Source organism: Mesorhizobium sp. M1217 (genome assembly GCF_040318275.1).
In the GTDB taxonomy this organism is placed as follows: Bacteria; Pseudomonadota; Alphaproteobacteria; order Rhizobiales; family Rhizobiaceae; genus Mesorhizobium.
The window spans coordinates 111,658-132,068 of record NZ_JAMYMA010000007.1 but is presented as its reverse complement, the minus strand read 5'-3'; the positions used below and the strand labels follow the sequence as shown (position 1 = coordinate 132,068).

Here is a 20,411-nt window from a genome sequence, read left to right as displayed (position 1 = left end):
CCGGATAACTCGCCTTGCCGGCAGTCGGCTCGGCAGGCCAGGGACTCCCGGGCTATTTTTCCGGGTTCTTCGGGCTCCACAGCACCGTTTCTGCATCCTTTTCATAGGCCATGCCATTGGGATAGCTGATCGCTTCCAACTGCAAGCCCCAAGGGGCCTGGAAGTAAAGGATGGCCTGGCCGGCGGCGGGGCCTTCGGTAACCGGCAGCGGTCCCATTCGCGTCTTGACGCCCTTGCCGTCAAGATAGGCTTTTGCGGCGGCGATGTCGTCGACATAGAAGGCGATATGGAAGCCGCCTATGTCGCTGTTGCGAGGCGTCAGGTCCTTCTGGTCCGGCGCGGTGTATTTGAACAGCTCGATGTTCGACCCGTGTCCGCAGCGGACCAGGGTGATCTCCTCGATCACCGCCTTGGGATCGACGCCCAGCAGATCCTGCATGAATGTGCCCTTGTCGTCGGCGAACGGGCCGAACGACATCGCCTTCTTGCAGCCAACCACTTCGGTGAAGAAATCGACCGCCTGCTGCATGTCGGGGACGGTGACGCCGGTGTGGTCGTGGCCACGCATGCCGGGTATGGAACTGGCGCAAGCGGTGCCGATGCTTCCCAGCACGGTGGCTGCAAGCGTCGCATATCGGATCGCATTCTTCATATCAGTCATCCTCCATAGCGAGACATTTTGCCGGGCGCACGCCCGAGGCCCGCTCTTCGGCGTGCGAATAGGATTGTGCTTCATGCCGGCGCCTTTGGGGCGGGAAGCAGCCAGGCGTCATCGATCTCGGGCAGCGGAATGGCGGCGAGGAGGTCGCGCGTGTAGGCCTGCCGCGGGTGCTCGAACAAAGTATCCGTCGCGCTGGCTTCGACGATCGCGCCTTCGCGCATGACGATCACTTGCCGGCAGAGCCTCCGGATCACCGACAGATCGTGGCTGATAAAGGCAACGGTCAGGCCCATTTCGGCGGCGAGTTTTTCCAGCAACGTCAGGATCTGCGCCTGGGTCGAGACGTCGAGGCCGGAGACGATTTCGTCGGCCAGCACGAATTTCGGCGACAGCGCCAGTGCGCGGGCAATGCCGACGCGCTGGCGCTGGCCGCCCGACAATTCGTGACGGCAGCGGCCGGCAAAGCTCTGCGGCAGGCCGACGCGCTGCAGCGCCTCCGCGACGCGTGCCTTGAGATTGTCGCCAAGCCCGTTCTGTTTGAGGGGTGCTGCAATGATGCTGAAGATGGTGCGGCGCGGGTTGAGCGACGACATCGGATCCTGGAAGATCATCTGCAGATTGCGGCGCAGCGGCCGGAGCTCGGCCTCAGGCAGATGTGTGATGTCGCGGCCGTCGAACATGACGTTGCCGGCACTGGGCTCCAGCAGGCGCACCAGCGCGCGGCCGAGCGTCGATTTGCCGGAGCCGGATTCGCCGACGATGCCGGTCACCGATCCCCTTGGCAGGTCGAAATCCAGGCCTTTCAGGATCTCGGCCAGCGGCGCCCGGCCGATCAGCGGTTTGCGCGTCATATCGGGCAACGCAACCTTCAACCCGCGCACGGAAAACAGCGGCTCAACCATGCGGTCGCCTCCATGCCTGGTCGGCGGCGGCGATCTCCGCGGCCAGCCCGGCCAGTACCTTGTCGTCGACCGGCTTCAGCGAGGCGAACGGATCGGTGTAACGCGGTGTCGCCGCCATCAGCGCCAGCGTATAAGGGTGCTGGGGTGCGGCGAACAGCGCTGCGGTATCGGCCTCTTCCACCACCTTGCCAGCATAGAGCACCGAAACTTTCTGGCTGATCTTGGCAACCACACCGAGATCGTGAGTAACGAACAGGATCGCCGTGCCGTGCTCGCGCTGTAATTGCGCGATCAGCCGCAAGATCTGTTTCTGCACGGTCACGTCGAGCGCGGTCGTCGGCTCGTCGGCGACGATCAGCCTTGGTTCGGCTGCAAACGCCGCGGCGATTAGCACGCGCTGCCGCATGCCGCCGGACAGCTCGTGCGGATAGCATTTGAGCACGCGCTCGGGGTCGCGGATCTGCACCTCGTCCAGCAATTGGCGGATGCGTGCATCGGCCTTCTCACCGCTCCAGCCGAGGATGCGCACCAGCCGGTCGGTCATTTGCGGGCCGATGCGCCGTGACGGATTGAGCGCCGTCAGCGGGTCTTGCGGGATCAGCGCCGTGCGCGCGCCGATCAGGGTGCGCCTTGCCTTGGGTGCCAGCCGGCCCAGATCCTCGCCTTCGAGCAGCATATCGCCTTCGACGATGCGCACGCTCGGTGGCAGCACGCCGAGCACGGCCTTGCCGATCATTGTCTTGCCGGCGCCGCTCTCGCCGACCAGCGCGCGGACTTCTCCGGGCTCGACGGCGAGCGACACCGAGCGCAGCACGCGCAAGCCATTAGGCAGCACCGCGCTAAGGTTGCGTATGTCCAGGCAGGGTTTCGCAGGCGCGTTCATCGCAGCACCGGATCGAAACGCGCCCTGAGGCCCTCGCCGAACTGGCTGAACGACAGCACCGTCAGGATCAGCGTGACCAGCGGGAACACCAGCACCCACCAGGCCTGATGGATCGACAGGCGGCCCTCGGCGATGATGCCGCCCCAGGTCGGGTCGTCTGTCGAGATCGACAGATTGACGAAGGACAGGATCGCCTCGACGATGACGGCAATGCCCATCTCCAGCGACAGCAGCGCCACAATCGACGGCACCACATTGGGCAGCACCTCGCGCAGCATGATGCCGATGCGGCCATAGCCGGCGATGCGGGCGTTCTCGACATAGTCCATGCGCGACTGACCCATGGTCTCGGCGCGGATCACCCGGCAGAAGCGCGTCCAGTCGATGACGGCGATGGCGATGATGACCGAGCTCAAGCCGGTGCCGAGCACGGCGACCAGAAGGATGGCAAACAGCACCGGCGGAAACGCCATCCAGACATCGACGATACGCGAGATGATGCGGTCGGCCCAGCCGCCGAAATAGCCGGCGATCAGGCCGAGCGCCGAGCCGACCAGGCAGGCGGCAAAGGCCGCCGCGAAGGCGACGATGAAGGCGATGCGCGCACCGAAGATCAGCCGTGACAACAGATCGCGGCCGAGGCTGTCGGTGCCGAGCCAGTAGCCGGGCTCGGCACCGCCCAGCCAGAACGGCGGCAGGCGCTCCAGCATCAGATCCTGCGCCAGCGGGTCCTGCGGTGCGACCAGCGGCGCAAAAATTGCGGCCAGCAGCGCAATCAGCAGCCAGCCGCCGGCCAGCCACAGGCGGGCGCGCGAGCCATGTCTTGAAATGCGGGCCTCATCCATGGCGCAGCCTCGGATTGAGCAACGCGTACATCATGTCGACGGCAAGGTTGATCAGCACGAACAACAGCGCGAAGACCAGCACGATGCCCTGGATCAGCGGCAGGTCGCGATTGATGACGGCATCGATCGCCATATTGCCGAGACCTTCATAGGAAAACAGCCGTTCGACGATGACCGTGCCGCCGATCAGGAAGGTAAACTGCACGCCGACCAGAGTGAGCGTCGGCAGCGCCGCGTTCTTCAACGCCTCGCGCAGGATGACCTGCGTTTCCGAAAAGCCCTTTACCCGCGCCAGCACGACATAGTCGAGGTCGAGCACTTCCTTCAGCGACTGTTTCAGCAGCTGCGAGATGATCGCGGCCAGCGGCAGCGCCAGCGCGATCGCCGGCATCAGCATGTGTGCCAGCAGGTCCTTGGTCAGGTCGAAGCGCAGTCGCACGATGCTTTCGAACAGATAGAATTGCGTGGCGAAGGGCAGGTCGAGCTGCGGCGACACCCGGCCGGAAATGTCGAATATAGGCAGCAGCACGCCGAACAACAGGATCAGCACCAGACCCCACAGGAAATCGGGAATCGAGAGCGCCGCACCACTGGCAATGTCGATGCCGGCCTCGACCGCGGTGCCGCGCTCGCGCGCGCCGAGGATCGCCATCGTGCCGCCGATCGCCATCGCCATCACAAGCGCGACGGAGGCGAGCTCCAGCGTCGCCGGGAGGCGATTGAAGACCAGCCCCAGCACATCCTGCCGCAGTGAGATCGACGTGCCGAAATCGCCTCTGACTACGCCGGACAGCCAGATGAAGAATTGCTGGACGATCGTCTTGTCCAGCCCGTACAGCGCGCGCAGCCGCGCGATGTCGGCATCGGTGGCGCCGGGCGGCAGCATCATCGCGATCGGATCGCCGGGGGCGACGCGGATGACGATAAAGACGACGACGGCCACGCCGAACAGCGTGATCGCCATCGTCAGAAGACGGATCAGGAATCTTTGCAGCAGCATGGTCGCCTGTATGCCTGGCGGAAAAGGCGCGCCGTCGTTGCAGACGGCGCGCGTTAGTCCCGGGCCGATCTCAGGCAGGGCTCATCAGCGCCGGCAACAGCGCGCCCGACACATGCTGCACGACATTGACGCCCTTGGCATGCACGATCGGCTGCGCATACTGGATCAGCGGCAGCACATAGGCCTGCTCGGCGATGTATTTGTCGACGGCCTTCCAGCCGGCAATGCGCTTGGCCTCGTCCTTCTCGCCCCATAGCGGGTTGATCATGTCGATCAGGTCCTGGCTGTCCCACACCGAATGCGGGCTTGGGCCATACATGGCAAAGCCGGTCGACGTGGTGGGATCGCCGATGGCATTGCCCCAATTGTAGAAGGCTGCCGGCGCCAGCTTGTCGGCGGCGCGCAGCTCGTAGTGCTTGGCAATTTCGTAGACCTCGATCGTCGCCTCGATGCCGACCTTGCGCCACATGCCGACGATCGCCTGGATCATCTCGTAATCCTTGGGCTTGAAGCCCTTGGTCGTCTGGATCGTGAACTTGACCGGCTTTTCCGGCGAATAGCCGGAGGCGGCCAGCAATTCCTTGGCCTTTTCCGGGTTATGTTCGACCTTGATCGACGCATCGTAGGCAGCGTATTCCGGCGTCTCCAGCGTACCGATCGGCTGGCCGTAGCCGCGCAACAGCCGGTCGACCAGCAGCTTCTTGTCGACCGCCATCACCGCCGCCTGGCGCACGTTCTTGTCCAGCATCACATCGATGTCGTTGAAAAAGATCATGCCGATGTCGGAAACGTTCTTGCACGAGCCGGCAAGCCCGTCCTTGGCGATCAGGCGGTCATATTCCTCATAGGGGATTTCGAGCGTCACCTGCGAGGAACCGGACTCGATCTCGGCGACGCGGCTCGCCGCATCGGTGACGAACTTGATGGTCACGTTTTTGAAGGCCGGCTTGCCACCCCAATAGTTAGGGTTGGCCTTGAGCCGCAGGAAGGCGTTGCGCTCGAATTTGTCGACCATATAGGGCCCGGTGCCGATCGGAGCTTTCTCGAAGCCTTCGGCGCCGACCTTCTCGTAATAGGCCTTCGGCATGATGTAGCCGGTCAGGAACGACATCCATTTGAAATACACCGGGTCGAATTGCACGACATCGCCGGTGATCTTGTTGCCGTCGATCTTGAAATTGTTGACGTTCTTCCAGACGAACTGGATCGGGTTGCCGGTCTTCTCGTCGCCCGCCCGCTGCAGCGACCAGACCACGTCTTCGGCCGTGAAGGGCGAGCCGTCATGCCAGGTGACGCCTTCGCGCACCGTCATCATGATCTTGGCGCGGTCGTCGTTCCAGCCCCATTCGGTGAGCAGGCCGGGCGCAAAGGACAGATCCGGTTTCTGCGGGATGAACTGGTCGAACACCGACTGGTAGAGGCCCTGGATGGTCGGGTTGACCGCCGAAGGCCCAGTGGTCGGGTCCCAGGACGGCAGGTTGACATTGTAGGCGATGGTCAGTTCGCCGGCTGCCTTGGCTTGTTGCGGCAGGCCGAGCGCCGTGGCGCCAAGTGCGGCCGCGCCATATCCGAGCAATTCTCGTCTGTTGATTGTCATGGTCGTTCCCCTGTTGCTTTTATGCGCGGTGTCGTTGTCAATCGGTGGGTTCAGGCTCCTTGGGCAACCGCGCCTTATCCTCCTTCACCCTAGTTGAAAATTACGGCTTTACCTCCCGCCAAGTTGTTGTGCGAGCATGAAGCCCGAGCCCGCACCAGTGCCGGCGCCCGGCCATGTTGCCGCCCCGGTCAGATGCAGATTGCCGACCGGCGTGTTCCAGCCGGCGTAGCCGCGCGCCGGCCGGAACAGGAAATTCTGCGCCAGATGATGGCTGCCGCAGATCTGGTCGCCGCCGACAAGGTTGGGGTTCTCGCGTTCGAGGTCGATGGGCGAGAACACGGCGCGGCCGAGGATCTTCCGGCGAAGGTCGGGCGCATAGCGCTCGATAATGTCGAGGACGCGCTCGGCGTAGTGCTCCCTAGCCTCGTCCCAGTGAGCCGCCGCGATCGTGCCCGCCGCATCGCTCACAATCTCGGCCGGCAGCATGCGCACCTGCACCCACAGCACATGCTTGCCGTCCTGCGCACGCGAGGGATCGACCGCGGTCGGCTGACCGACGACCAGCACCGGTTCATCCGGCAGCATGCCGGACATCGCCTGCTGATAGGTTCGCGACATGGCATCAAGCGACGGCGACAGATGCACATAGGCGAACTGCCGAAGCTCGGCGCGGGCGCGCCAGTCCGGCAGATCGTCGAGCGCCAGATGGATCATCATCGTCCCCGGCGCATGGCGGAATTTTTTCATGGCCGTGTCGAAGCCGGCGTCGCCCGAACCGTCAGGCAACAGCTTCCCGATCAGCGCCTTGGGCGCGACACTGGCGATGACAGCCCTGGTGGCGGTGTGGATCTCGCCGGAAGCGAGCCGCACGCCGGTCGCCTTGCCGGCGGACACCGTGATTTCGGCGACGTCAGCCCCAGTGACGATCTTGCCGCCGGCAGCCGTGAGCATCCCCGACAAAGCGTGGATGATGGTGTCGGCGCCGCCCTTGCCGAGCACCATGCCGAAGCACTGGTTGGCCATGGATTCGAGGTAAGGGAACACCGCGCCGCCGGCGATGTCCGGGGCAAAATCGAGATGCATGCCCCAAGTAGCGAGCGTCGCCCGAACATGCGGCGACTGGAAAATCTCCTCGAGCCACGCGCGGGGTGAGGAAAGCAGCAGCCGCCCGGTATCGAGCGCGCCGGCAAAACCCTTCTTGCGCCACAGGTTCCAGGCAGTGCCGGCGAGCGCTCGAGCGCTCATCGGCGAGCCCAGCAGCCGGAACAGATGCTCGGCCTCGGCCGGGAATGCCGCAACCAAGCGGCGCCATGTGGCGACGTCGATTGCGGAGAAGGCGGCCATTCGTGCAGCGGTCGTTTCCAGATCGCTGCTGACACCGAACCAGCGGCCGTCGGGGAACGCACTGGCAAAACAGTCGGCCACCGGCACGAATTCCAACCCGTGGGTTTTCAATTCATTTGCATATTTCTTGTGAAAGGCCGAGCCGGCAAAAAGGCTCAGATTCATCGCGCCGAAATCGTGCCGGAAACCCGGCAGCGTGAATTCGCGCGTCTGGACGGCGCCGCCGATCGTTGCGTTGCGTTCGAAAACCGCTGTTTTCCAGCCTTTGAGCGCCAGATGCGCGGCGCATGCCAGACTGTTGTGGCCTGCCCCGACAAATATGGCGTCGAACTCGCTCACATCCCACCCAACCCATTTCCTTTATGCTTAAAGATAATTGCAGATGCATATGTTTTCGTCTAGTAGGATATTAAGGGCCGCAACGAGCCTTCAGAGCCATCCAAGAAGAGGGAACAGAGACCATGGACACGCAACACCTCCTCGGCGAAGTCGCCGGCCAGCTTCTTTCAGGCGCCATCCAGGTGGTCGACCTGACGGCGCCGCTCGGGCCGAACACGCCGCTGATCAAGCTGCCGCCGGAACTGGCGGTCGACACGCCGAAGATCGAGATCCATGCCATCTCCGCCTATGACAAGAACGGACCTTGGTGGGCGTGGAACTGGCTGAAGCTCGGCGAGCATTCGGGCACGCATTTCGACGCGCCCAATCACTGGATCACCGGCAAGGATTATCCGGACGGCGCCACCGACACCATTCCGGCGCAGAATTTTGTCGGACCCGTCAATGTCATCGACTGTTCGAAGCAAGCGGCCGCCGATCACGATTTCCTGCTCACCGTCGACCATATCAAGGCGTGGGAAGCCGAGCACGGGGCTATCAACCCCGGCGAATGGGTGGTGATGCGCACCGACTGGTACAAGCGCAACGGCTCGGAAGCCGAATTCCTCAACGCCAATGAGACCGGACCGCACACGCCAGGCCCGACCGCGGAAGCCATCCAGTATCTGATCGGCAAGGACATCAAGGGCTGGGGCAGCGAGACGATTGGCACCGATGCCGGCAAAGCAGGGGGAATGGAGCCGCCATTCCCGGCGCACAGCCTGATGCACAAGGCCAACCGCTACGGCCTCGCCAGCCTTTGCAACCTCGACCGGCTGCCGCCGAAGGGCGCGATCCTGATCGCGGCGCCGCTCAAGATCGAGCACGGTACCGGCAGCCCGATCCGCGCCCTGGCGCTGGTGCCGAGACAATAGGGCAACTGGCGGTCTTCGGGAGAAGATCATGTGCGCAGGCAATGCTGTGGTGACGGGTTGGGAGCGGCAGCGTTGCAAAGCTGCCGCTCTACGGCGCCCCCCTCTGTCCTGCCGGACATCTCCCCCTCTAAGGGGGAGATTGGCAGTTTCGGCGCCCCGCTCATTCCTGCGACGTTGGAGAGTGGCGAAGGCCGCGGTGACAGCCGATCTCCCCCCAAGTGGGGGAGATGTCCGGCAGGACAGAGGGGGGCGCGAAGGGAATTCCACCTTCCGCTCACCGGGAGCACGCATCGATGAGCGCTCCTGATCACATCATCGTCGGCAGCGGCATCAACGCGCTGGTCTGCGCCGCGATGCTTGGCGGCAAGGGGGCGAAGGTGCTGGTGCTCGAGCGCAACGACCGCATCGGCGGCTGCATGCGCACAGAAGAAATCACCGCGCCCGGCTTCATCCACGACGTGATGGCGACGACCTTCGTTCTGTTCATCACCTCGCCGGCCTATGCGGCGCTGGGCAAGGATCTGGCGCGGCACGGGCTGGAGTTCTGCAACACCTCCACGCCGACCGGCGTGCTGCGTCCGGATGGCAGCCATGCCATCCTGCGCACCGATCGCGCCGCCAATGTCGCGGCGGCCAATGCGCTTGCCGCGGGCGACGGCGACCGGCACGGCAGCGATGTCGGCGAGATCGAGCGCAATGCCGGCCTCCTGTTCGGGCTGCTCGGCGGCAGCCTGTGGTCTTACCCGACGGCAAAGCTGCTGGCGGGCGAGGCATGGCGGCGCGGCCCGCGTGGCCTTGCCGCCTTTGTCGGCGACGCGCTGGTGCCGGCGCGCGGCTGGCTGGAAAGCGCCTACCAGTCGGAAACCATGCGCGCGCTGTGGGCGCCCTGGGTGCTGCATGCCGGCCTCGGGCCCGAAGATGCGTTTTCGGGACAGATCGCCAAGGTCATCGCCTTCGCGCTTGAGGCGGCCGGCGCGCCGATCGTCAAGGGCGGTGCCAGGAACCTGCTGTCCGCCTTCGAAGCCCTGATCAGGGAACGTGGCGGCGAAATCCGCACCGGCGCCGACGTCGCGGCCATCGTCCAGAGCGGAGGCCGTGCAACCGGCGTGCGGCTGGCTTCCGGCGAGATCGTGACCGCCAAGAAGAGCGTGATCTGCTCGGTCACGCCGACCCAGCTTTACGACCGGCTGCTCGGCAGGGATGCTGCAAAGGACGACGCCGAAGCAGCGCAAAAATACCGCTACGGCAAGGGCAATTTCCAGATCCACTATGCCTTGGACAGACCGCCGGCATGGCGCGGCGAGGGCCTGGACAAGGTCGCGCTGCTGCATCTGACACCCGGGCTCGACGGCGTGTCGAAGGCCTGCAACGAGGCGGTGCGCGGCATGCTACCGGAGGTGCCGACCATCTGCGTCGGCCAGCCGCATGCGCTCGATCCTTCGCGCTGTCCGGATGGCAAGGCGATCCTGTGGTTGCAACTGCCCGAGGCGCCACGGCATATCAAGGGCGATGCCGCCGGCAAACTGCAGACACCTGCGGACGGCCGCTGGACCGAGGCGCTGCGCGAAACCTATGCCGACCGCGCCGAAGCCATCCTTGCCAGTCATATCGAAGGATTCAAGGAGAGCGTCATCGCACGCCGCGCCTATTCGCCCGCCGATCTGGAAGCGATGAACATCAACTTGGTCGGCGGCGATCCCTATGGCGGCTCCTCGGCTATCGACCAGTCGTTTCTGTGGCGGCCGTTCAAGACGAGCCGCAATCACGATACCGGCGTCAAGGGCCTCTATCATATCGGCGCCTCGACCCATCCGGGGGCTGGCTTGGGTGGCGGCTCCGGCTTCCTCCTGGCGGGGAGGCTGTGATGGAACAGAAGGTTGTGCGCCAGCGCATCTCGACACTGGGCCAAATCGGCCTGCAGCAATTCGCGCCCTATCTGATGAACCGCATCATGGGCCGCTACAATGCCACCTTGCGAGATAATTTCCGCAAGCAGGGCCTGACCATTCCGCAGGTGAGGACGCTGGCCGTGTTGTCGGTCACCGAGGGCGTCACCGTCAACGATCTGTCGGTCTATACTGTCATCGAGCAGTCGACCTTGAGCCGGACGCTCGACACGCTGGAGGGGCAAGGGTTTGTCCGGCGCGAGCAGGGGGTCACCGACAGCCGTATCCGCCACGTGTTCCTGACCGACGATGGCCGCGCCGAATTCGCGCGCGCCTGGCCGGCCATGCATGACGCGTTCGAGGTCATGTTCGACGACATCGACGATGCCGAATACGCGGCGCTGATCGCGACACTGCAGAAGATGCTGAAGAACATTCGCAAGCACGACATCTGATCTTACGCGCCGCCAGATTCCTGGCGGCAACGGAAGGAGCTCAAAATGGCCGAACGATCTTTTGCCAAGGAAGTCGAAAAGCTCAGGCTCGGTGCCGGCGAGGAGTTTTCCGGCGAGGGCATCCTCGCCATCACCAAGGCGCTGCTGCAATGCGGCGTCGGTTATGTCGGCGGCTATCAGGGCGCGCCGATCAGCCATTTGATGGACGTGCTGGCCGACGCGCAGGATATCCTGGGCGAGCTTGGCGTGCATTTCGAGGCAAGCGCCTCGGAAGCCACCGCCACTGCCATGCTGGCGGCATCGGTGCACTATCCGATCCGCGGCGCGGCGACCTTCAAGTCGACGGTCGGCACCAATGTCGCGTCTGACGCGCTGGCCAACCTGGCGTCCGGCGGCGTCACCGGCGGCGCACTGATCATCGTCGGCGAGGATTACGGCGAAGGCTCCTCGATCATGCAGGAACGCAGCCACGCCTTTGCCATGAAAAGCCAGGTCTGGTTGCTCGACCCGCGGCCGAACCTGCCGTCGATCGTCAAGGCGGTAGAGGACGGCTTCGAGCTGTCGGAAATATCCAACACGCCGGTCATGCTGCAGGTCCGTATCCGCTGCTGCCATGTGCACGGCCATTTCATCGCCAAGGACAACAAGCGCCCGGCGATGACGGTGGCCGATGCGCTCGACGCGCCGCGCCGCGACACCGGCCGCATCGTGCTACCGCCCGCGTCCTTCCTGCATGAGAAGGAGAAGGTGCAGAAGCGCTGGCCGGCAGCGGTGGATTTCATCCGCACCAACAAGATCAACGAGTTCTTCGGCCCGGAGCACGGCGCGGTCGGCATCGTCATGCAGGGCGGCATGTACAATTCCGTCATCCGGGCGCTGCAGCGGCTCGGCCTCGCCGACACCTATGGCGACACCGACGTGCCGCTCTATGTGCTGAACGCCGTCTACCCGCTGGTCGATGACGAGTTCCTGTCCTTCTGCGAAGGCAAGGACGCCGTCCTCGTCGTCGAGGAAGGCCAGCCCAATTACATCGAGCAAGCCTTTGCCGCGATGCTGCACAAGGCCGGGCGCGGCACCAAGCTCGTCGGCAAGGAACATCTGCCGATGGCCGGCGAATACACCGGCCAGGTGATGCTCGACGGCATCGGATCATTCCTGCGCGCCACCATCCCGCATCTGCTGCCAAGCGAGGTCCGCGCGCCGAACAAGATCGGCGACGGGCTCGATACGGCCGACCTGATCAATGTCGTCCCGGGCCGTCCGCCCGGCTTCTGCGTCGGCTGCCCGGAACGGCCGATCTTCGCCGCCACCAAGCTGGTCGAGCAGGAACTGGGCAAGCACCACATCGCCTCCGACATAGGCTGCCACCTGTTCTCGATCATGCCGCCTTTCGAGCTGGGCGCCACCACCATGGGCTACGGATTGGGGCCGGCTTCCGCCTCGGCGTTCAATGCGCCCGATGCCAGGCGCCGCTCGATCTCCTTCGTCGGCGATGGCGGCTTCTGGCACAACGGCCTGACCTCATCGATCGGCAATGCGGTGTTCAACAAGAATGACGGCGTCATCGTCATCGTCGACAATTTCTATTCGGCCGCGACCGGAGGGCAGGACATCCTGTCGTCCCGCGCCGGCAACAAGACGAAGTCGACCAAGCATCCGATTACCGAGGCGGTGAAGGGGATGGGCGTCAAATGGCTGCGCCACATCGACCGCACCTACGACGTAACCAAGATGCAAGACGCGCTGCGCGAAGCGCTGACGACGGACGAAAAGGGCCCAAAAGTCATCGTCGCCTCGTCCGAATGCATGCTCAACCGGCAGCGCCGCGAAAAGCCTCTGGTCGACAAGGCGATCAAGGGCGGTAAGCGGACGGTCAAGCCGAAATTCGGCGTCGACGAGGATATCTGCACTGGCGATCACGCCTGTATGCGGCTTTCCGGCTGCCCGTCGCTATCGGTGAAGTCGCTGGACGACCCGCTGCGCGACGATCCGGTGGCGCATATCGACGAGAGCTGCGTCGGCTGTGGCAATTGCGGCGAGGTTGCCGACGCGGCGGTGCTCTGCCCGTCCTTTTACCGCGCCGACGTGGTGCACAATCCGAGCCGCCGGGACCGTTTCCTGCAAGCGGCGCGCCGCGCCATGATCGGCCTCTTGCAGCGGCGCCGTGAAAGCCGGCGCCTGACATTCGCCGATGCTTGACGCTGTCCCATCAGCCCGTTCCAAGGCCGGCGCGCCGGACGACGAGCGCGTCATCAAGCTTGCCGTGCTGGCGGTCGGCGGCCAGGGCGGCGGCGTGCTGGCCGACTGGATCACCGACGTCGCCGAGCGCAACGGCTATGTCGCGCAGTCAACCTCGGTTGCCGGTGTCGCCCAGCGCACCGGCGCCACCATCTACTATGTCGAAATGTGCCGCGACACCGGCCGCCTGCCGGTCTTCGCGCTGTCGCCGTCGCAGGGCGACGTCGATATATTGATCGCCGCCGAACTGATGGAGGCCGGCCGCGCCATCATCCGCGGCTTCGTCACGCCGGAGCGCACAACGCTGATCGCCTCGTCGCACCGCATCGCCGCGGTCTCGGAGAAGATCGAGCCTGGCGACGGCCGCGCCTCGTCCTCCAAGGTGCATGCCACGGCGGAAGCCGCGGCCAAGCGCTTCATCGCCTTCGACATGGAGAAGATCGCCGCCGACAACGGCTCGATGATCTCGGCCAGCCTGCTCGGCGCGCTGGCCGGCTCCGATGCCTTGCCGTTCACACGCGAGAGCTATGAGCAGGCGGTCAGTGCCGGCGGCCGCGGTGTGAAGGCCAGCCTCGCCGCCTTCGGCGCCGCCTACGATCGGGCGCGCGGCATCGCGAGTGCGCCTTCGGGCGACAAGACTGAACAGCCGGCGGCCGCTGAAACCGGCTCGGGCGCGGCGACAGAAGTCAGCGGCCCGGAAAGGCTGTTGAAGGGCTGGCAACAATTGGCGGCGCGCGTCGCTGCGCTGCCTGTGCCACTGCACGACATGGCGCTTCGCGGTCTGAAAAAGGTTGTCGACTATCAGGACATCGCCTATGGCGGCGAGTATCTCGACCGGCTAGACCGGGCCGTCGTCCTGGACAATGCCGAACATGACTACGCGCTGTCGATCGCCGCGGCAAAGCATTTGGCCAATGCGATGTGCTACGACGACATGATCCGCGTCGCCGACCTGAAGACGCGCTCGAGCCGCGACCGACGCGTACGCCGCGAGGTCGGCGTCAAGGACGGCTCGGTCCTGCAGGTGACCGAATATTTCCATCCGCGCATTGAGGAATTCTGCGGCACGCTGCCGGCCGGGCTCGGCAGCTATATCGAAAGCCGGCCGAAGCTCGCCGCATTCCTCGACCGCCGCATCAACCGCGGCCGCCACATCCGCACCGACAGTTTTGCCGGCTTTGCCGCATTGTGGTTCATCGGCGGCCTGCGCCGCTGGCGCCGCCGCCTGCTGCGCCACAAGGTCGAGACCGCCCATCTCGAGCGCTGGTATGCGCTGGCGCTCGGCCAAGTCGGCCAGGACTACGCGCTTGGCACGGAGATCCTCAACTGCCGCCGGCTGATCAAAGGCTACAGCGATACCCATGCCCGCGCGCAGTCGAAGTTCGACCGCGTGCTGTCGGCGCTCGACGTGGTCAAGGGCCGCCCGGACGCCGCCGACTGGATCAGGCGCCTGCGCGAAGCCGCGCTGAAGGACGAGAAGGGCGACATGCTTGACGGCGCGCTGAAAACCGTGGCGTCGCTGGGTGACACCTCGCCGAGCTGAGGCGCTCGTTCAACCCCGGCTGCAACTCAGTCTGTTGCCCATGTCGCCTTCGACGCGGCAGTCTGCAGGGCAATTCTGAGGCCAATGATCTCGGCGATCGCAGCCTCCAGCACCAGGACGATCGTTTCCTTTGCCACATCATCGAAATTTTCGGCGACATAGCTCTGGTCGCTTAGGACATCGTCTTCCTCTTCCATGATTTTCACCCCCTGTTGAACGTCAGGCCGGAACGGCCGACGATGAGATAGGCTTTGGGCTGGATCGATGGAACGCGTTTCTTTCACGCTATCATCACGGACGTGAGGCTATCCAGCCCGCTTCGCTAGGTCTTGTCGCCGCCTTGGTTGTCTGCCTGTTTTGTAGTCTTCATGCCTATGGCAGCAGCAAACATATCGGCTCCGGGACAAAATAACGCCCGCTTCCCAGGGGTGATTTGCCAAATCGCCGCGGTCATGTGAGGTCATGTGAAATGAGCGTGTTGCACTCATTGCCTACTGTTGTACCTTCAATATTCTGGAGGCGCGGGTTTGATGCTGCTTGAGCGAGAGGACCCACTTGGAGCTTTGTTGGCCGCGGCCGAGAGAGCTGCTGCCGGACATGGTGGGACCGTGCTGGTGCATGGCGAGGCGGGCCTAGGCAAGACCTCTCTGCTGCGCGAATTCGCGGAAAACGCCGACCGGGACTGCCGGGTGCTGTGGGGCTGGTGCGAGGCGCTCTTCACGCCGCGTCCATTGGGCCCTCTCCAGGACATGGCGCACTTGCTCGACCCGCGCGTGGCAGCGCTGCTTGAGGAGACCGCAGCCCCGGAGCGGCTTTTCCCGGCATTGCTGAACGCGCTGCAGCGCGCCAAGGGCACGACCGTGCTCATCTTCGAGGACATGCATTGGGCGGATAATGCGACGCTCGACCTCGTAAGATATCTCGGTCGCCGCGTCTCCCTGCTCCGCACCATGCTGGTGCTCAGCATGCGCAGAGAGGACTTGAACGCCGATCACCCGCTGACCCACGTGCTCGGCGATCTTCCCGCCGCCTCCGTACGCCGCGTGACGCTTAAACCGCTGTCTCCCCAGGCGGTTACGATGCTGGCCGAACAGGCCGGCCGTTCCGCCGACGGGCTTTACCGCATTACTGAGGGCAATCCCTTCTTCGTTACCGAGCTCCTGTCCAGCAGCGAGACCGAATCGGCGCGCGTGCCCGATTCCATACGCGACGCGGTGTGGTCCCGCCTGTCGCGCCTGACGCCTGGAGAGCGCGACGTGCTGGAGGTCATGAGCATCATGCCGGGCAGCGTTGAGCCGTGGCTGATCCGGGCCCTTCTCGGGGACGAGACCGAAGCGCTGGTGGATCGATGCGTCGACCGTGGATTGCTGCGGCGGGACGATCAGGGCGCGCTGACATTTCGCCACGAGCTTGCCAGGGAGGCGACGCTCGACCGGCTCTCCCTCTCTCTGCAACGCTCGCTCCATTCCAAGGTCGAAGCGGCACTCTCTGAAGTTCCGGCGTCGCAGGCAAGCGCTCTGCTTTCGCGCCGCGTCCATCACGCCGGCGGCGCCGACAATGGCGAACGCGTGCTCGAACTCGCGCCGCTCGCCGCCCGGCAGGCCGCCCGCCTGGGCGCGCACCGGGAGGCGGCCTCGCATCTGGCGACCGCACTCAGATATGTCGACCAAGCCCCGCCGGAACTGGCCGCGCAGTTGCACGAGGACTGGGCCTACGAGGCCGGCCTGGCACTGCTTGTCTATGATGCCATCATCGAGGCCCGGCATCGCGCCATCGCCATCTGGCGGCAGCTGGACCGGGTCGACAAGATAGGGCTCAATTTGCGTTGGCTGTCGCGGCTGCACTGGCGGCGCGGCGAAGGCCCGCAGGCGGAAGAGTATGCGGACCAGGCCGTGCATGAAGTGGAAAGGCTGCCGCCGGGTCCCGAAGTGGCAATGGCCTACAGCACACGCTCGCAGCTCCAGATGCTGCACTATCGTTTCGACGAGGCGATCGAATGGGGCGAGCGCGCGATCAGCCTGGCCGATCGGCTGGGTGAGGTCGAGACGCGCGTTCACGCCCTCAACAATGTCGGCACCGCGCTCATGTTCGCCGACCGTCCCGGCGGCCGTGAGCGGCTGGAGGAAAGCCTTGCCCTGGCGCTCGAGCACGGGCTCCACGACCATGCGGCGCGGGCCTATACGAACTTTGCGGAATGCGCGGTGGTGGCCAAGGACTTCGAGCTGGCGGAGCGGCTGCTGGCCGAAGGCATCGCATTCTGCACCAGGCACGACCTCGATTCGGCGGCGCAATACCTGCTCGGCCGGCAGGCGCAGCTTTGCATGGAACAGGGCCGGTTTCGCGAGGCCGCAACCATCGCTCAGGGCGTCATGAATGTGGAGCGCCTGCCGATGGTGATGCACTTGCCGGCGCTCACCGTGCTTGGCACGGTCCGCGTAAGGCTGGGCGAGACCGACGGCGTCGACCTTTTGCAGCGGGCCCTTGCGGAGGGGCAGACGACCGGCGAGCCGCAGCGTATCGTCCCGGTTCGCCTGGCGCTGACGGAGGCGGCCTGGCTTGCCGAGGATATCGGCGCCGGCCACGCGCAGCTTACCGAGCTGGCGGCCATGAACCTCGACAATTTCCGCCCCAGGGACCTTGGCGAATTGTCGGTCTGGTGGCGTCGATGCGGAATGCCCGGATCGCTGCCGGCGCTATCGGCGCCCATACCGTCGCCCTGGTCCGCCGAGCTTGTCGGCGACCCGCAGGCCGCCGCGGCGGAGTGGACGCGTTTCTCGCTGCCCTACGAGGCAGCACTTGCCCTCATGCAGGTTCGTGGGGCGGATGCCGGAACGGCGCTCGCTCGCGCCGTGGCGATGCTGGACGAGATCGACGCGCCCGCGGCCGCAGCGCTGGCGCGCAAGCTCGCGCAGCGTCAGGGCCTGTCAGGCCTGCTGCCGAAGGTGCAGCGCGGACCCTATGCGGCGGCCCGTCGCCATCCGCTCGGCCTGACACAGCACGAGCAGAAGGTGCTCGCCCTGATCGCCCAGGGCATCAGCAACAAGGAAGTCGCGCGACATTTGTCGCGCTCGCCCCGCACGATCGAGCATCACGTCTCCTCGCTGCTCGGCAAGCTCAACGCCGCAAACCGCATGGAAATCCTCCTGCGGCTGCGCGGCGAGCCGTGGCTCCTGACCGGCACCCATCCGTTGGAACCGCACCAGACGGGACCATGATTCCAGCCGATTCTGTCGGGATGGAACAGGCTCTGGGTAGTTCCCGCCGCGAAATTTCCGCGAAAACTGGGAAATCGACCGCCTAAAAATGGGTGGCGGTACCGAGTTGCATGCCCGCCGCTCCGCGTAGGCTTCTGCTCGCAGCGTGGATGGACCTCCCAACACCACGACGCCTTCACGATCCGGGGGCGAAGGCGGGCAACGGCGGCGGTGCGGGGAACCGCCGCCGGCGTCCGGCGGCTGGGGCGCGACGGGAATTCCTCGCCGCTCTGTGATCGACGCAACGAACGGGAGGCTGCAATGTCAAATTCGCTTCTGCCGTCGACGGCCATGCTGCAATTCCTGGCGGCATATACGGTGATCATGATCACACCAGGCCCGGTCGGGCTCGCGACCGGCAGCCTTGCCTCCCTGCACGGCTTTGGCAGGACGATTCCGCTCGTGGCCGGGATCGGCGCCGGAACCGCCGTGCTGGCGGTCCTGGTGGCGTTTGGCGCCGTTCATCTTTCCGGGTCGCTGTCGGTGCCGGCGGTCAAGATCGCCGGTGCGGCGGTCCTTGGCTGGATGGCCCTGCGCATCGCCAGAACGGCGCCGCCGGCCGCCGGCGACGAGCCTCAGAGACGGCAGGCCGGATTGTTTGCCGGCGGGTTTCTCATCAGCATTCTCTCGCCTGAAACCGCCACTTTCTTTGCCGTCGCGTTCATGGGGCTGATGCTGCCGATCCGGAATTCGAACGAGATGCTGATGGTCGCGGCCATCGTCGCCATCATCGACATTGGCTGGTACGGATTTCTGGCCGTCGCCCTTTCGCGTCCGGTCGTGCGCGCTGCCGCGATGCGGCATCATCGGGTCATCTGCCGGGCGGCGGGGGTCGTGCTGGCAATGCTCGCCCTCGTCTCGGCGGCGTCGGCCTTTCCACTCGGCTGAGCGCTGGTTGAAGGAGGCGCGCGGGTAAATCGTTTGGTGCCGCTTAGGTGACTCGAACACCTGACCCCATCATTACGAATGATGTGCTCTACCAACTGAGCTAAAGCGGCCCGGGAAGCCGTGCTTCCAAGATCGGCTGGGTGATAGACGCAACCAGCGTTTAATTCAAGATGGTAGCGTTGAATTCAAGATGGCAGCAGCGAATTCAAGGACGAGGCTTGGCAATTCGTATCGGTCCGAGGCCGGGCGCAAGGGCAGCAGCCGCGCCGATCCGCCTAGGTCGCGCGATGCCGCACCAGCAGGCCGCCCCGACCGCCACGTTGCCGCCGTGACCGGAAAAGCAGCGAAAAATGTTGATTCCTTTACCGAAAACCGCCGAAATGAGCTTTGCATCCCTCGGCAAGGCAGAATGCGGCCGCTCGCTTGTTGATTGATTGGTCGCCTGCGGCTAACGATCATGACAATGTGAGTGAAATTGCAGAGGGAATTTGCTTGGACGCGATCGAAAAAGCGATCCGCAATGCCTTCGAGAAAGGCAATGCCGACGACCGGGCGTTTCGCGAGCGGGTCTATCGATCGGCTTTCGCGGCACTCGACCGTGCCCTGCAGGCCAATCCAAACGTCACCGTGGAGGTCGCCATCAAGCGCCGCAAGGCGGTCCAGGCCAAGATCACCGAAATCGAATCGGAATTCCTGCCGGCGGTTCCCGACGTCGCCGCGCCGACCGACAGTTTGGAGACAGCACCGGCGGTGGAGCCTCCAGCTGAAACCGAAACCGAAACCGAAGCCGAGCCCGTGCCGTCGCCCGATGTCGTCGTTGACGGTCCGGCGCAGCCGCCCGAATCCGATGCGCCTCGGTCGCGCGTCCTGCCGGTCGTCCCCGACATCATGCCCGATGCACCTGTTGCCGAAGTGCCGGTGATCGACATGGGGGCCTCGGCTCCGACCGAAGCCGACGTCGAAACCGACGATGCGGAAGTGACGCCCGACCGCGACGACCGGCGGGCGAGGCGGCGGCGCCTGCCTTTGACCGCGATCTTCCTCGGTGTGACGCTGCTCGCAGCCGCCGGCATCGGCCTTTATTTCGCCAACCAGACCGGCGTCTTCAAATCGGCAACCGAACTCGACACGGCGCCGCCGGAAGTGCCGCCAACGGTCGACGGCGACGATTTCACGCCGGATGACACCGCTTCGCCGCCAAAGCAGGGCGAGGAGGACCAGGCGCGCGACTGGATCAACGTGTTTTCGCCGGGCGACCCGACGCAGGTCAATGCGCCGTCGGACGCCAAGGCCGACGTTGTCCAGGACGAAAGCGGTTCCTTCCTGCGCATCCGCTCGGGCGCATCCGGCTCGGCCATCAGCTTCGACGTCGGGCAAGGCGTGCTGGAGAGGATCGCCGGCAAGCATGCCACATTCGACATCATCGCACGCTCCGAGGAGGGGCAGGAGACGCAGATTTCCGTCGACTGCAATTTCGGCGAACTCGGCGACTGTGGCCGCAAGCGCTATGCGGTCGGTCGCGAGCGCAATGAATATCTGTTCGACGTGCGCCTTCCCGACAAGCGTCCGGGCGCTGCCGGCACCATCGCCATCAATTCCGACTTCGACAAGCAGGGCAAGTCGGTCGACATCTACGAGATCCGCGTTTCAGTCCTTCCTTAA

16 protein-coding genes and 1 tRNA gene are annotated in these 20,411 nt (G+C 64.8%); 8 read left to right on the top strand and 9 right to left on the bottom strand.

The window, feature by feature from the left end:
* Positions 1 to 52: 52 nt before the first annotated feature.
* The 7 genes from NKH37_RS14265 to NKH37_RS14235 form a co-directional block, all read right to left on the bottom strand.
* Positions 53 to 652 carry a VOC family protein gene (locus NKH37_RS14265; RefSeq protein ID WP_352483281.1) on the bottom strand — a complete coding sequence of 200 codons (600 nt, stop codon included), beginning with the start codon at positions 650 to 652 and terminating at the stop codon, positions 53 to 55.
* A gap of 80 nt (positions 653 to 732) precedes the next feature.
* The gene (locus tag NKH37_RS14260) at positions 733 to 1,563 is read right to left on the bottom strand and encodes an ATP-binding cassette domain-containing protein (protein ID WP_353041101.1); all 831 of its coding nucleotides are present in this window, start codon (positions 1,561 to 1,563) and stop codon (positions 733 to 735) included.
* On the bottom strand, positions 1,556 to 2,446 hold the full coding sequence (locus tag NKH37_RS14255; protein ID WP_352590791.1) for an ABC transporter ATP-binding protein: 891 nt from the start codon (positions 2,444 to 2,446) through the stop codon (positions 1,556 to 1,558). Before NKH37_RS14255 ends, NKH37_RS14260 begins: the two co-directional genes overlap by 8 nt.
* On the bottom strand, positions 2,443 to 3,291 hold the full coding sequence (locus tag NKH37_RS14250; protein WP_352716784.1) for an ABC transporter permease: 849 nt from the start codon (positions 3,289 to 3,291) through the stop codon (positions 2,443 to 2,445). The genes NKH37_RS14255 and NKH37_RS14250 overlap by 4 nt, the downstream gene beginning before the upstream one ends.
* Positions 3,284 to 4,291: an ABC transporter permease gene (locus NKH37_RS14245; protein WP_353005302.1), complete on the bottom strand. Its 1,008-nt coding sequence runs from the start codon at positions 4,289 to 4,291 to the stop codon at positions 3,284 to 3,286. Before NKH37_RS14245 ends, NKH37_RS14250 begins: the two co-directional genes overlap by 8 nt.
* A 70-nt stretch (positions 4,292 to 4,361) precedes the next feature.
* Positions 4,362 to 5,888: an ABC transporter substrate-binding protein gene (locus NKH37_RS14240; RefSeq protein ID WP_352716780.1), complete on the bottom strand. Its 1,527-nt coding sequence runs from the start codon at positions 5,886 to 5,888 to the stop codon at positions 4,362 to 4,364.
* Between the two features lie 108 nt (positions 5,889 to 5,996).
* Complete coding sequence (locus tag NKH37_RS14235) at positions 5,997 to 7,571, bottom strand: phytoene desaturase family protein (RefSeq protein WP_353041099.1); 1,575 nt, start codon at positions 7,569 to 7,571, stop codon at positions 5,997 to 5,999.
* A gap of 122 nt (positions 7,572 to 7,693) precedes the next feature.
* Here NKH37_RS14235 and NKH37_RS14230 point away from each other — a divergent pair, with 122 nt between their 5' ends.
* From NKH37_RS14230 to NKH37_RS14210, 5 genes are all read left to right on the top strand, one after another.
* On the top strand, positions 7,694 to 8,485 hold the full coding sequence (locus tag NKH37_RS14230; RefSeq protein WP_353005300.1) for a cyclase family protein: 792 nt from the start codon (positions 7,694 to 7,696) through the stop codon (positions 8,483 to 8,485).
* Between the two features lie 293 nt (positions 8,486 to 8,778).
* Positions 8,779 to 10,350 carry a phytoene desaturase family protein gene (locus tag NKH37_RS14225; RefSeq protein WP_352483277.1) on the top strand — a complete coding sequence of 524 codons (1,572 nt, stop codon included), beginning with the start codon at positions 8,779 to 8,781 and terminating at the stop codon, positions 10,348 to 10,350.
* Positions 10,350 to 10,826 (top strand): MarR family winged helix-turn-helix transcriptional regulator, encoded by a 477-nt coding sequence (locus NKH37_RS14220; protein WP_352483276.1) that lies wholly within the window; start codon positions 10,350 to 10,352, stop codon positions 10,824 to 10,826. Before NKH37_RS14225 ends, NKH37_RS14220 begins: the two co-directional genes overlap by 1 nt.
* A gap of 45 nt (positions 10,827 to 10,871) precedes the next feature.
* Positions 10,872 to 13,025 (top strand): thiamine pyrophosphate-dependent enzyme, encoded by a 2,154-nt coding sequence (locus NKH37_RS14215; RefSeq protein ID WP_352590801.1) that lies wholly within the window; start codon positions 10,872 to 10,874, stop codon positions 13,023 to 13,025.
* Positions 13,018 to 14,607 (top strand): indolepyruvate oxidoreductase subunit beta family protein, encoded by a 1,590-nt coding sequence (locus NKH37_RS14210; protein ID WP_352590803.1) that lies wholly within the window; start codon positions 13,018 to 13,020, stop codon positions 14,605 to 14,607. The genes NKH37_RS14215 and NKH37_RS14210 overlap by 8 nt, the downstream gene beginning before the upstream one ends.
* A gap of 26 nt (positions 14,608 to 14,633) precedes the next feature.
* Here NKH37_RS14210 and NKH37_RS14205 read toward each other — a convergent pair whose 3' ends face one another.
* Complete coding sequence (locus NKH37_RS14205; RefSeq protein WP_353005299.1) at positions 14,634 to 14,804, bottom strand: hypothetical protein; 171 nt, start codon at positions 14,802 to 14,804, stop codon at positions 14,634 to 14,636.
* 333 nt (positions 14,805 to 15,137) lie between these two features.
* On the opposite strand from NKH37_RS14205, the gene NKH37_RS14200 reads away from it, so the two are divergent.
* Entirely contained in the window at positions 15,138 to 17,822 is a 2,685-nt protein-coding gene (locus tag NKH37_RS14200; RefSeq protein ID WP_353041097.1) for an ATP-binding protein, read from the top strand.
* A gap of 300 nt (positions 17,823 to 18,122) precedes the next feature.
* Positions 18,123 to 18,749, top strand: a complete 627-nt coding sequence (locus NKH37_RS14195) for a LysE family translocator (RefSeq protein ID WP_353005297.1) — start codon at positions 18,123 to 18,125, stop codon at positions 18,747 to 18,749.
* Between the two features lie 34 nt (positions 18,750 to 18,783).
* Here NKH37_RS14195 and NKH37_RS14190 read toward each other — a convergent pair.
* A tRNA-Thr gene (locus tag NKH37_RS14190) sits at positions 18,784 to 18,859 on the bottom strand.
* Positions 18,860 to 19,241: 382 nt separating this feature from the next.
* Between NKH37_RS14190 and NKH37_RS14185 the strand changes: the two genes are divergently transcribed.
* Positions 19,242 to 20,411, top strand: coding sequence for a hypothetical protein (locus NKH37_RS14185; protein ID WP_353005296.1), 1,170 nt, complete (start codon positions 19,242 to 19,244; stop codon positions 20,409 to 20,411).